General features: G+C 30.3%; 10 protein-coding genes and 1 other annotated feature. Of the genes, 3 read left to right on the top strand and 7 right to left on the bottom strand.

Annotated features, from left to right (window positions below; all coding sequences use genetic code 11):
- Positions 1–43: 43 nt before the first annotated feature.
- From Ctaglu_RS09415 to Ctaglu_RS09405, 3 genes are all read right to left on the bottom strand, one after another.
- Positions 44–1,741, bottom strand: a complete 1,698-nt coding sequence (locus Ctaglu_RS09415) for a methyl-accepting chemotaxis protein (RefSeq protein ID WP_125000442.1) — start codon at positions 1,739–1,741, stop codon at positions 44–46.
- A 192-nt stretch (positions 1,742–1,933) separates the two neighbouring features.
- Positions 1,934–2,383 (bottom strand): hypothetical protein, encoded by a 450-nt coding sequence (locus Ctaglu_RS09410; RefSeq protein ID WP_125000439.1) that lies wholly within the window; start codon positions 2,381–2,383, stop codon positions 1,934–1,936.
- Between the two features lie 90 nt (positions 2,384–2,473).
- The gene (locus tag Ctaglu_RS09405; RefSeq protein WP_185732642.1) at positions 2,474–3,232 is read right to left on the bottom strand and encodes an AIM24 family protein; all 759 of its coding nucleotides are present in this window, start codon (positions 3,230–3,232) and stop codon (positions 2,474–2,476) included.
- A gap of 346 nt (positions 3,233–3,578) precedes the next feature.
- Between Ctaglu_RS09405 and Ctaglu_RS09400 the strand changes: the two genes are divergently transcribed.
- On the top strand, positions 3,579–5,036 hold the full coding sequence (locus Ctaglu_RS09400; RefSeq protein ID WP_233439727.1) for a sensor histidine kinase: 1,458 nt from the start codon (positions 3,579–3,581) through the stop codon (positions 5,034–5,036).
- A gap of 44 nt (positions 5,037–5,080) precedes the next feature.
- On the top strand, positions 5,081–6,274 hold the full coding sequence (locus Ctaglu_RS09395; RefSeq protein ID WP_185732641.1) for a leucine-rich repeat domain-containing protein: 1,194 nt from the start codon (positions 5,081–5,083) through the stop codon (positions 6,272–6,274).
- A 168-nt stretch (positions 6,275–6,442) separates the two neighbouring features.
- Here Ctaglu_RS09395 and Ctaglu_RS25095 read toward each other — a convergent pair whose 3' ends face one another.
- The 3 genes from Ctaglu_RS25095 to Ctaglu_RS09385 all read right to left on the bottom strand — a co-directional run bounded on the left by Ctaglu_RS25095 (position 6,443) and on the right by Ctaglu_RS09385 (position 9,956).
- On the bottom strand, positions 6,443–6,586 hold the full coding sequence (locus Ctaglu_RS25095) for a hypothetical protein (RefSeq protein ID WP_185732640.1): 144 nt from the start codon (positions 6,584–6,586) through the stop codon (positions 6,443–6,445).
- Between the two features lie 98 nt (positions 6,587–6,684).
- Positions 6,685–6,738: a sequence feature (sodium ion sensor (DUF1646 type); this cis-regulatory element may regulate processes involved in with the transportation of sodium ions), on the bottom strand.
- Between the two features lie 65 nt (positions 6,739–6,803).
- Entirely contained in the window at positions 6,804–8,933 is a 2,130-nt protein-coding gene (locus Ctaglu_RS09390; protein ID WP_185732639.1) for a transporter substrate-binding domain-containing diguanylate cyclase, read from the bottom strand.
- 219 nt (positions 8,934–9,152) lie between these two features.
- A complete protein-coding gene (locus Ctaglu_RS09385) occupies positions 9,153–9,956 on the bottom strand; it encodes a Cof-type HAD-IIB family hydrolase (RefSeq protein WP_125000429.1) in 804 nt (267 codons plus the stop codon).
- 316 nt (positions 9,957–10,272) lie between these two features.
- Between Ctaglu_RS09385 and Ctaglu_RS09380 the strand changes: the two genes are divergently transcribed.
- A complete protein-coding gene (locus Ctaglu_RS09380; protein WP_125000426.1) occupies positions 10,273–11,034 on the top strand; it encodes a DeoR/GlpR family DNA-binding transcription regulator in 762 nt (253 codons plus the stop codon).
- A gap of 201 nt (positions 11,035–11,235) precedes the next feature.
- Here Ctaglu_RS09380 and hcp read toward each other — a convergent pair whose 3' ends face one another.
- Positions 11,236–12,954: a hydroxylamine reductase gene (gene hcp, locus Ctaglu_RS09375; protein WP_125000424.1), complete on the bottom strand. Its 1,719-nt coding sequence runs from the start codon at positions 12,952–12,954 to the stop codon at positions 11,236–11,238.
- Positions 12,955–13,021: the final 67 nt, after the last annotated feature.

Raw genomic sequence — 13,021 nt, 5'->3', positions numbered from 1 at the left:
TTGATTTTTTCATAGTTATTATTAAATCCTTTAAGGATATATGCTATATCTTAAATTTTTGAATCAATCCATTAAGTTTTTCAGCTAATTCACTTTGATCCTGTGCAGACCTTGCAACCCCCTGAATAGCCGTTGTTGTTTCATTAATGCTTGCTAATATTTCCTCTGTACTCGCTGTAGATTCTTCTGCCGTTGCTGATACAGTTTGAATAGCACTATTTACCTCAAATATAGTTTCTGACATTTGTTTTGTAGCTAAAACAATACCTGCTGACATTTCATTTACAAAGTTTGCATCCTCCTCATACCGTATACCTGTTTCATTAAGAAAATTATAATCTGGTTTTACTTTATCATCAATAAACTTCAATATGTCTCTTCCACTTTGAGATAAATTATCAAATGCAGCTTTTATTTGAATTACCGTATTTTGAATATTTGTAACTGCTTGAGATGATTGCTCAGCCAATTTTCTTACTTCTTCAGCTACAACTGCAAATCCTTTTCCACTCTCTCCTGCCCTAGCTGCTTCAATAGCTGCATTGAGCGCAAGAAGATTTGTTTGATCTGCTATATTTCCAATAGAATCTGCCATTACTATAACTTGTTCCACTACCTTGCCTTCTTCTATAGCTTTAATTATATTTACACGTTGTTTTTCATATATCTCATTACTTTCTTTAATAGCCTCAATTGCATTCTTTTTAACGTTAGTAGCACGATTTTTTATTTCTTTAGATGCATCATTTGAATCCTCAGCCTTCTTTGAAAGACTAGCAGTTGTTAACGCAATTTCCTCTGTTGATGCAGATACTTCTTCAGTTGTTGCACATAAATCCATAGAACCTTTAGATATTTGATCAATAGATTCATTTACCATTTCCATTGTAGCCGAAATTTCTTCAGTAGTCGCAGTTAATTGTTCAGATGATTGTACAAAATGATCAACTGTACCACGAATTTCTTTAACAAGGTTTTGTAGATTTGATGTCATTTTATTATATCCAATTGCGATTTCACCTACTTCATCTTTACTGTTAATTTCTAATCTTGATGTTAAATCCCCTTCATTGTTTGAAAGTTCAGTTAATTTAGTCGAGATAATTAGAAGTTTTGAAATTTTAACAAATAGTATAATGAAAGCGAAAATTATGCATATAGCTAGTACTACTATTAAGCTATCAGTAATTATAAGGTCCATATTTACATTACTTTTGGCATTTTGTGCTTCTTTCTCTGCTCTTATATTCATCATTTCTTGAAATTGTTTAATAGGCTCCATTATTACACTTTTGTTTTTATCGTAATTACTATCAAACATTAGTTTTCTTGCTTTATCTAAATCTTTAACTTCCACTGCTTTCATTGCCGCTTCTTCAGTCTTAATTAGTGCATCAGAATTATTTTTTGCTTTTTCTATTAAATCTAATTCAGCTTGTGGTGCATTAAGTTCTTTTAATTTTGTTACTACCCTATCACGAGTTTTCGTTTCATTTACCTCTTTCCAATAATTGTCATAAAATGTTTTATCTCCATCAATTACATATCTTCTTGCCTGGTCAGTTAAATAGTTTGAAGCATCAGCTAAATCTAAACCTAATTGTTTAAATATAACCTGGTTATTTATGGCATTTGTCGCTTTTGCAAAGTTTTTATTAAGAAGATATACAGTCATAACAGTACTAATGATTACCATAATAAGAATTGCACTCATTAATTTCAAAAACTTTGATAAATACATTGCTTTCACCCCTTTTTAACATTCTTTTAATTAGATTATAATTACACTTTAGCTTGATAAAATAATAATAGTATTATTTCGCATATCTGTCAACATTTTTTAACAATAGTAACTATATAAAGACAAAAATATCTAGTCTTATACGTACAAAATCACGCTATGTTTAGCGTGATTTCTTTGATATTTAATATGCTATTTTATATGATAATTCTTAGTTTCACTCTTCAAAGCGGAGGCTGCTGATAGAATACTTATCTCTTTTTTAATATTATGCGCTATCAATTTTTCTTCAATTGAACAATTTTCTTCATATATGAAGCTTTCAATAAATGCTTTGTTTTTTAATGCATCCTTTATATTCTCAATAATCAATCCTTCAGCATCTTTAATAGTTAACTCACCATCTCCATCTAGTACCTTACATAATATTAACTCTTCTCTAATAACATTTTCAGTTAATGCCATAGTAAAAATAGGCTTCATAACTTCAGCATCATCCTTGGTAAATGTATCCGTCATAAATACGGCATATTCTGTTTTTTCTACTGTATTATAATTTTCATCACGTCTTCTAGATTTAAGTACTGATACACCCACAACACCAACAGCTGCCACCATTATAAATATATAACTATAGTTCATTAAACTCTCCCTCTCCATATTATTTATAAGTTCTCTATGTACAAATTAATATAGGTACCTTGCTGATTTTTAAACATTTTGTGTTACCATTTATAAATTCATCGGTCTGTTGTTTTTGGTAGGTGCAATCCAAATCTCACCAGTTCCTACGAAGGTATGTAAATATCCTTCACGCTTTGACTTTTCTACTTTTGTTTCTATTTTACCTCGTATAACAATTGAAAAATTACCATCTATTTTTAATGTCTCACTATTCAACTCATAAATGAGGATTTCATCGAAGGGAACATCACTTTCTAAAATGGCGATGCCACTTCCACTTAGTTTCGGTTGTCTAAACCCATCGCTGCTTAACATGCCTGTGGCGATATCTTTATTTGTATGTACAGAGAGCTCAACGCTGTCCTCGCAGCAATAAAACATTCCATCACCTAAAATAATCTCTTCATTAGATAACTCTAGAATATAAAAATATTTATATGAGGGATCTAAATATATTTCACCATATTTCCCGTAATACCTTGATGTAAATGATGCTTCGCCAGTACCCACGTTTTTAAAAAACCCCTTGGAGGCAGAAGGAGCATTTTTCTGAATTTGTATTTCGATAGGTCCTTTCATAAATTGGAGCTCCCCAGGTTGTACTAGTACCCCTCCGCCATTAATGCTAATTCTAACTTGACGAAGCTTTTCCCCATCATATTGTATGGGATATGGGTTTACAGCATTACTGTTAAAAGCACTGCCGCTTCTAGGCTTTTTATATTCAATCACTTCGAATATAGTATTATTACTACTTGTTGAACTATCCATTACTCTTACTGCATCTGAAAAATCAGGATTAAACATAATTAATTTCCTCCAATTATTTATTTGAATTTTCAAGATATCAATTTTATTCATATCTTAAGAATTTCCTTTATTGTAAGTACAATATTACCATTAACTATAATCATATGCAACATAAAATCGACAAAATTGTAATAAATAAACATTAAACTGACGTTTTTTTATGATTAAGATGAAAATATGCCACTCATGTATCAAGTTATATGTTGGTAATAAAAAAATAATACTGGAATGCAATGACTTAGTTCCTAAGTATATAGTAAATTGTCGCATATTGTAGTAATATGTTATAAGGTATAACTAATTTTAAATTAGAGTAGAATTTTTTTAAGGAGCTGGAATTATTATGAGTAAAAGTAGAAGTAGACGTACTATGGTATTGGGATATATTTCAATTGCCTGTCTATCATTAATAATAATATTATTTAGTATTTATAGTATGAATAAGGTATGTAATGAGTCTGATTTTATTATAAAAAAAATACTTCCAGCAAAAACATTTTCAACGGAAATCTTAACATCACTAATTAATCAAGAAACTGGTATCAGGGCCTATATCATTACAAAAGATAAAATTTTTTTAGACACTTACTATTTAGGAAGTAAACAAGTACAAGGATACTACAATTCTCTGGATAATTTGAAATATACACCATTAGGACTGGACACCACTAATCAACTTACTGATCAGATGAAGTCCATTGAAACATTTTTTAAACAGCAAATAGTGTTAGTGGATAATGGTAATTCACATCAAGCAAATTTAAATATGAATCAAGGTAAAAGTTTAGTTGATAAATTTAGGGCAACTGATAACATACTAATAAATAAAATTAATTTAGAGGTAAACATTTCACGTAACAAAGTTATAAGCGCTCAAAAGTTTCAACGGTACCTATTGATTTTTTTAGGTAGTCTACTTGCCTTGGTTAATCTTATGTTTATTAGGTATATATGGAATTATACCTATGAAGAAGTTAAGAAGAAAAATGAACTGAACAAGGAATTACAAAAATTGCTAGTTTCACATGAAGAATTTATGGCAAATATTTCACACGAGCTTAAAACACCATTAAATGTAATTTTTTCTGCTATCCAATTATTTCAAATGTATTGCCAAAATGGTTCATTAGACCAAAGGCGGGAAACAATTATTAAATATCTTGACTCAATGAAACTAAATTCCTACAGACTATCTAAACTTATAAATAACATAGTGGATTCATCAAAAATTCAAGCAGGGTTCTTTAAATTGAACTTATCAAATAACAATATAGTGGAAGTTGTAGAAGAAATAGTGATGTCTGTGACTAATTTTACTGATATTAAAGGGTTACACATTATTTTTGATACAGATGTAGAAGAAAACATTATTGCTTGTGATCCGGAAATGATACAGAGAATAGTATTAAATCTTATATCAAATGCTATAAAGTTCTCGAAAATTGGTGATGAAATATTTGTGGATGTTAAAGATAAAAATAAATTTGTTGAAATCTCTGTTAAAGATAATGGCATTGGCATTGAAGAAAAGAACTTGGATATGATATTTGATAGATTTAAACAGGTAGACAAATCCCTATCAAGAAATGCAGAAGGCACGGGTATTGGCCTTAGTTTAGTTAAGTCTATTGTGGAATTACATGGTGGTGGTATCTATGCTGAAAGTGAATTTGGAAAAGGAAGTAAGTTTACAGTTACTCTTCCGTCAGAGAAAGTGCTCCAGGAAAATATGCTATATACTAACAAAGTTAGAAGTGAAGATGAAAGTATAAAAGTTGAACTTTCAGATGTTTATTCGTAGTATTTACATGATTTAATTATTAATACAAATGGAGGATTATGAGCATGAGAAACGTATTTTGCATTAAATTTAAGTGGCTAACTATTTATGTTATTTTTCTATTTAGTATTAACCTTCTTGGTTATAGTTCTAAAGAATTTACCTCTTCAGGTAGTGTATCCGAGAAAAATTCAGTAAGTGTCCAGATTACAGAAAGTACCGTCATTACATTTTCAGATAAGAACTTAGAGCAAACAATAAGAGATGAGATACAATGCCCTACTGGAGATATTTTGAAAGATGATGTTGATAATATAACTAAGCTTCAAAGCACTCAAGACAAAAGTATTAAGAATCTTTCAGGAATAGAAAATTTGACTAATTTAACTTCATTAAATTTGAGTAATAATCAAATCAATAACATAGAACCCTTAGAAGGGCTAACTAACTTGACTGATTTAAATTTATCTACTAATCAAATGAGTAACGTAGAGCCTCTAAAAAATTTGACTAGCCTAACTCATTTGAATTTAGCTACTAATCAAATGACTAACATAGAGCCTTTAAAAGGCTTGATAAAATTAACTAATTTGAATTTAGCTGCCAATAAAATGACTAACATAGAACCTCTAAAAAGCTTGACTAACTTAACTAGTTTGGATTTATCCACTAATGATATGACCAATATAGAACCTCTAAAGGACTTGACTAACTTGACTAATTTAGATTTAGCTACTAATCAAATCAGTAACATAGAACCTTTAAAAGACTTAACTAACTTGACTAATTTGGATTTAGCTACTAATCAAATGAGTAACGTAGAACCTTTAAAAGGACTCGCGAGCTTAACTAATTTGGATTTAGCTACTAATCAAATGAGCAACATGGAGCCTTTAAAAGACTTGATTAAATTGACTGATATAAATTTAGACCCTAATAAAATCGAAGATTTTTCTCCAGTTAGCGCCTATTGTAGAAATCTAGACAAAACAGATATTGCAAATACAATCATTACCTCTAAACAAACATTAACAAATACCAGTAATCGAGTTTCAGATATTAAAGTCGTTAAATTTCCAACTGGAGATTTAATAAAAGATACAATACAACTTCCTACTGAAGATAATTTAAAGTATGATGTTAATGATATAATAAAACCCCAAAACATTGGAGACAAAAATAATAGCAATCTATCAGTGAAAAAAGATTCTACTGATTTGGATTTGGATAATAATCAAATTAGTAATGTAAAACCTTAGCTTTCCATAATTTACCTTCCATATATATTAAAAATTCGGAATACTAATAGTTATAAATATATCAATAGATATTTCCTATAAGACAAGTGGCACCTGCCATGTGGAATGAAAAAAATAAGCACCAAAGATCAAAACAAATCCTTAGTGCTTATTAGCTCTATGTATATTTTATTTTTTATTTGGTGATTTTTGGTTTTCTTTTTTTTCCCTTTCTTCCTTTTCAACTCTTTTCGGAAAAACAAAATTAAAATAAACAAATACTACAATTAATATTCCAACAGTAATTGCTACCATTATATCTTGACCATTCATATAATTACCTCCTCATATTGGTACCTGTGGCTACCGCTATCTATTAGCGTTTACAAATAATTTTATCAAAAAACAAAAAGGTGGGGAACTCAAATAAGAGTTTCCCACCCTAGAAACAAATTTCTTGGAATCAAACCTAAGTTTGTCCAACCGATAAAAATATTATATTAATATAATACTACAAAACTCATATTAATTCAATTTTCGACTGAAGCTCTTACTTTTTAATTCTCTTTTTATCCTCATACATTCTTTTGTCAGCAAGAGCAATTATGTTATCAATTTTTTCCTTAGAACATTTTCTTGTAGCATATCCAAATGCTACTGAGATTTTAATAGTTTTATTCTTATCAACTGTTAAGCGTTTTTCTGAAATAATCTTTTTAACCTTTGATATATCATTTGCCACCTGATTTTGATTTGTATTGTCCAATATTAAATGGAATTCATCTCCACCCATTCTTAAAATTAACCTACAGTCTGGAAACGCTTGTCTCAGCATATCAGCATAACATTTTAATAACTCATCACCAATAAGGTGTCCATAATTATCGTTAACGATTTTCAAATTATTTACGTCAGAAACAATTATTGTCTGAGGATATTCATAACCGTCTAGTTTATCCTTTACTTTATCATTATAGTAGTTTCTATTGTAAACATTGGTTAATGCATCTGTATATAAAAGATGCTCCTTTTCCCGTAGAATTGATGTTTTAGTTTTTTCATTTAACAAATCTTTAAATAATTTAATTGCAAATAATATTATAAAAAATATTATAGCAGCCAACCCTAAAATTATAAAAATAAGCCTCTCATACTTTTGATTACTTGTTTGATTAGGTACCTCCGTATACCCCACATTGTATAATTCATCTATATCTAGAAGTGGTATAACCTTATCAATTATACTCGCAAGTTCAGGGGTATTCTTTGAAATTCCATAATATAGATATGAATCTGTACTTGTTATCCCCTTTTGAACAATATCATATAGCTGCATATTTTCAACATAAAAGCTAAGTACACTTGGATTCTCTATAAGATAATCTGCCTTTCCTTCATGAACTAGCTTTAATGATTCCTTAATATTGTTAGTTTCTATAATATTTACACTAGTGAGGTTTTTCCTTAGATATTCCTTATGCCAAAAACCTTTTATGACAGCAACATTTTTCTCTTCAAGATCAAAAACATCCCTAGCATCTTTTACCCCTACTTTGCCCACAATTATATCTCTTTCAGTGCTATAAGGTCTTGGGTACAATATGTTTTTTAATCTGTCATCAGTTTTAGCAATATTTAAAACATTTATCTCACCTTTCATAAGCTTTTGCCTTAGCATATCAAAATCACCATAAATACATTTAAATTTTATACCAATTTTATCAGTTATATCTTTTATAATTTCTCCACTTATGCCTCCATAAATACCATCCTTATAGTAATCAAAGGGAAGATAATCCTTTGTAATTCCTATAATTGCCTCACCATTATTCTTAATCCAGTCCCTTTCCCTTTCCGTAAGATTCATAATTTTCATGTTATATTCAATCTTACTTTGCTTAATCAATTGAGGTAGATTACTTCCTAACAAATTACTAATTTGTTTATCTAATATTGATGCCAAAATCTTATCATCTTTTCTTGTGGAAAAAGTTCTGTTAGAGGTGATTTTTTCTATCTTAAAAGCATAATTCAAATCTGGAAACTCATAAATATAATTATATACAGCATCACCACCTGATACTATAAATGCATCAATTTTATTATTCTCTAATGCTGAAATTAGATCTATTTCAGAGTTATAGATTTTTTTGTCATACTTTATATTCTTATAGAGTTCAGGCAATAGTTCCATTACAATATCATTTTTAAGAAACCCAATTGATCTTTCATCAATATCTCCTATGGTATGTATATCCCCATCTTTTTTAGCTATAAGTGCATATGGAGACTTACTTACAGACTTAGTAAAAGTCATAAACTTCTCTCTTCCTGCGGTTTTATTTGCCCCAAAAATAATATCTACACTTCCATTTTGAAGTCCTGAATAAACTTCTCCCCAAGGCTTTGATGCTTCAAGTCTTATATTTGTTCCCAAGTTTTTATTAATAATTTTTATAATAGGAATTAAATAGCCTTTTTCCTCACCATTATATTTGAAATACTCACTTCCAGAATAAGGGTCTATGCCAAGGGTTAATACCCTATCTTTATTTTTAGCTAACCACTGCTGCTCTTCGCTAGTTAAAGATACCATAATATTTGAATCTGAGAATGCATTTTTTTTGAAAGAGAATAGTATAATTAAAACAACTAAGAATATTTTCGAAAGTTTCTTCAATATCATCACGCCCCAAAGTAGTAATTCTACATTAACCCTCAATAAGTAACATAAAGGTATAATTAATCTATTTTACTATAATTCTATAAACTAATTAAAATTCCTCTAAAAAATAACAGTCATATCAAACTATTGATATAACTGCAATTCTCATTAAATATTATGTGTCACCCAGGTGGCAACTGGCATGTTAGTAGAGCCTTTTAAACCTTCTTGTACCTATAATATAAATTTTTCAATAGCTTTTGCCACTCCATCATTATCATTATCTAAAGTTACATATTCAGCTACATCTTTAAGTTCCTCTATAGCATTTCCCATTGCAATTCCAAGACCTGCATAAGTTATCATTTCAATATCATTTGCCTCATCTCCAATGCATATTATCTCTTCTTTTTTAATCCCTAACATATCCCCTAAAACTTTTACACCGTATCCCTTATTACAATCTTTATCCATAACTTCTAATACTATAGGCATAGTCTTTACCACATTATATTCACTATAAAATTCTTTTGGTAACTCAAGCATTTTTTTTTCAAGAAGTTCCTGGGTCTGAGAAAATAATATCTTTGTAATCTCATCCTCATCATTAACATCACCATTAAAATCAAGAATTTTAACAGGGTTTCCAACGTATTCTGTTTCAAACCTTGTAAACTCATTTTCCTCTGATGCAATAGAACCTTCATGAGTATACGCAATCATATTAAGTCCAAATTCCACGCTTAAAGCATGAGCCTTTACTAAGTCTCTACCCTTTAATCCTTTATAGTTAATACATTCAAAATCACTGGTTCTATATATAGTTCCCCCATTATTTGCAATAATGTACTCATTCTCTCCTCTTAAATGGACTTCATCTAAAAATTTATCCAACCCATTAAGTCCTCTTCCAGATGTTATAACAACCTTAACACCTTTTTCTATAGCCTTTTTTATTGCTGCTTTGTTCCCTTTTGAAATAACTTTATTACTATTTAGTAATGTTCCATCCATATCAATAGCTAATAGCTTGTACATACTTTTCCTCCTAGCATTTTTTCTTTAATACTTATTAATTGGGCATCTTCAAAAAATAACTAACCATTATGAGTAGTTTCTATCAGATGCCTAAATATATAAAATATCACGCTAGGCATTACCCTATGACGCTAAATTATACCATCTTCAAATACTTCCTCTGTTCAACTCGAGCTGTTTGGTATTATTGTTTATTGTTTGTTATCATTGTATACTATTTGAAGCTTTTTTTCAAGATGTTTTGTAAATTAAGATAGTAATGTTATAATATTAATCACTAGCAACACTAAATGATAATGATTGATGGGGTGCTTAAATGTTTACTGAAGAAAGACTAGAACAAATCTTAAGTATACTTAATAAAACTGGTAGAATAAAAGTAAAAGACCTAAGTCAGCGATTTAATGTTTCAGAAGGGATGATAAGGAAGGATCTACAAAAGCTAGAAAAAGCTGAAGCTCTTCAAAGGACCTATGGAGGCGCTATCCTAAATAGAAAACTCTCTAAAAATAGTTCTATAGCTACTAGGATGAATATAAACTTAAATAGCAAAGAGTTAATATCCCAAAAAGCTTTTGACCTTATAAATGATGGGGATGTAATTTTTTTAGATACCTCAAGTATCAATTTTTTGTTAGCTAAATTAATATCTAACGGTACTAAGAAGTTAACTTTAATAACTAATATGTCAATAATACCACCCCTTTTTAATGATAATGAAACTGTTAAGCTAATTTGTATAGGTGGAGTATATAATAATAAATCTGGTGGAGTTTTTGGTTCAGAGGTGACTAAGAGTATATCTAAATATACATTTAATAAAGGTTTTCTAGGAAGTTCAGGCATAAATTTAATAACAAACAGCGTAGATACTGTTACCTTAGAAGATGGTAATGTTAAAGAAATCATAGTCTCTAATAGTAAAGAGGTGTTTTTACTTGTAGAAAAAGAAAAATTTAATGTAGATGGAACCTATAGATTTGCTACTTTAGAGGACATAGATGTTATAATCACGGATTCAGATCTTGCTGATGAGATTCGAGAAAAGCTGGAAAATTCAACTATAAAATTACTTTAGCCATATTTATAAATTTATCCAATAATTTTTCTCACCTAATACATTAAGAGAGTATCTTAGCAAAAATGAAATTTCAATAAAATAAAATGCACTAAACTCAATTAAAAGTTTAGTGCCTCTATATTTTCAATTATGTCTGTATATCTATGAGCGTTAATCTAGAAATCTGCCACAGCTTCCTGTAGTTCACTAATCTAAGTATTAGCCTTCCATAAACATCTTTATATCATCATCTACACTGGTTATTCCAGCAATGCCGAAGTTGTCAACCAATACATTTACCACATTTGGTGATAAAAAGGCTGGTAGAGTTGGTCCTAAATGAATTTTTTTAACCCCTAAATGAAGTAGTGCAAGTAATACTATAACTGCCTTTTGTTCATACCATGCAATATTGTAGGAAATCGGAAGTTCATTTATATCATCCAAGCCAAATACTTCTTTAAGTTTAAGTGCTATTACTACTAATGAATATGAATCATTACATTGTCCTGCATCCAATACTCTTGGGATTCCACCAATATCACCTAAATTCAATTTATTGTATTTATATTTTGCACAACCTGCTGTAAGTATAACTGCATCCTTTGGTAGTTTTTCAGCAAATTCTGTGTAGTAATCGCGACTCTTCATTCTTCCATCACAGCCCGCCATTACGAAAAATCTCTTTATTGCTCCAGTTTTAACAGCATCTACAATCTTATCTGCAAGAGCTATAACTTGATTATGAGCAAAGCCTCCTACTATTTCGCCCTTTTCAATTTCTTTAGGTGCCGCACATTTTTTAGCTTGTTCAATTATTGAAGAAAAATCTTTCGGTTTTCCATTTATCCCATCTGCTATATGCTTAACACCTGCAAAGCCTGTTACTCCTGTAGTGTATATTCTATCTTTATAAGATGCTTTTGGCGTTACAATACAGTTTGTAGTCATAAGTATTGGTCCGTTGAAGCTTTCAAATTCCTGATTCTGATTCCACCATGCATTTCCATAATTCCCTACCAAGTGCTTGTACTTTTTAAATGCAGGATAATAATTAGCTGGAAGCATTTCGCTGTGAGTATAAATATCTACCCCAGTACCTTCTGTCTGTTTTAATAACTCTTCCATATCCTTTAAGTCATGTCCACTAATTAATATACCAGGCTTGTTTTTAACTCCTATATTAACTTTTGTTATTTCAGGATTTCCGTAACTAGAAGTGTTTGCCTTGTCCAGTAATGCCATGGCGGAAACGCCGTACTTACCACATTCAAGAACCAGTGCTACAAGTTCGTCTACTCCTAAACTATCATCCAAAGTAGAAGCTAATCCCTTTTGAGTAAATGCATGAAGTCCATCTTCCTCATATCCAAGATTATCAGCATGCTTAACATATGCAGCCATACCCTTAAGTCCATAAGTAAGTAATTCTCTTAAGGATCTTATATCTTCATTTTCTGTTGAAAGCACACCAACTTTCCCTGCCTTTACATCAAAGGCTTTTAGGTCATTAGAAAACCAAACCGCTGCATCTGGCACGTTTAATTCCTCTTCTTTCCCAAATCCAAATGTATTTAGTATTTTACTAAGCCAACTAGCATTTTCGCCTTTATCGCTTAACTTAACACCAGCTTTAAGAAGTTGCCCTTTTATTTCTTCCCTTAAGCTTAATCCCTTTCTGATTCTTTCAATAAATACATTTCTATCAAAATTTGCATTAGTTATAGTTGCAAATAAACTTTCTATTATAAAATTATCTACTTCCTTATTAACTATACCATTATCTCTAGCACGAACACTGTATACAGATATTCCTTTAGTTATATAAATTAGCAAGTCCTGAGCCTTTGCAAGGTCTTCAGTCTTACCACAAACTCCCTTTACCGTACAGCCTTTACAATTAGCTGCTTCTTGACATTGATAACAAAACATAGACATACAAATCATCCTCCATTTTCACTGTTCTACGCACTATTTGCGCTTGTGTTATGAGATTAGTATACAG

This window comes from Clostridium tagluense, from assembly GCF_003865095.1.
GTDB classification, from domain to species: Bacteria; Bacillota; Clostridia; order Clostridiales; family Clostridiaceae; genus Clostridium_AD; species Clostridium_AD tagluense.
This window is presented reverse-complemented; position numbering and strand designations above follow the sequence as displayed.

Coding starts and splice junctions, on each gene's coding strand:
- Ctaglu_RS09410 (WP_125000439.1), bottom strand. CDS start 2,383: ATGAACTATAGTTATATATTTATAATGGTGGCAGCTGTTGGTGTTGTG.
- Ctaglu_RS09395 (WP_185732641.1), top strand. CDS start 5,081: ATGAGAAACGTATTTTGCATTAAATTTAAGTGGCTAACTATTTATGTT.
- Ctaglu_RS09415 (WP_125000442.1), bottom strand. CDS start 1,741: ATGTATTTATCAAAGTTTTTGAAATTAATGAGTGCAATTCTTATTATG.
- Ctaglu_RS09380 (WP_125000426.1), top strand. CDS start 10,273: ATGTTTACTGAAGAAAGACTAGAACAAATCTTAAGTATACTTAATAAA.
- Ctaglu_RS09405 (WP_185732642.1), bottom strand. CDS start 3,232: ATGTTTAATCCTGATTTTTCAGATGCAGTAAGAGTAATGGATAGTTCA.
- Ctaglu_RS09400 (WP_233439727.1), top strand. CDS start 3,579: ATGAGTAAAAGTAGAAGTAGACGTACTATGGTATTGGGATATATTTCA.
- Ctaglu_RS25095 (WP_185732640.1), bottom strand. CDS start 6,586: ATGAATGGTCAAGATATAATGGTAGCAATTACTGTTGGAATATTAATT.
- Ctaglu_RS09385 (WP_125000429.1), bottom strand. CDS start 9,956: ATGTACAAGCTATTAGCTATTGATATGGATGGAACATTACTAAATAGT.
- hcp (WP_125000424.1), bottom strand. CDS start 12,954: ATGTCTATGTTTTGTTATCAATGTCAAGAAGCAGCTAATTGTAAAGGC.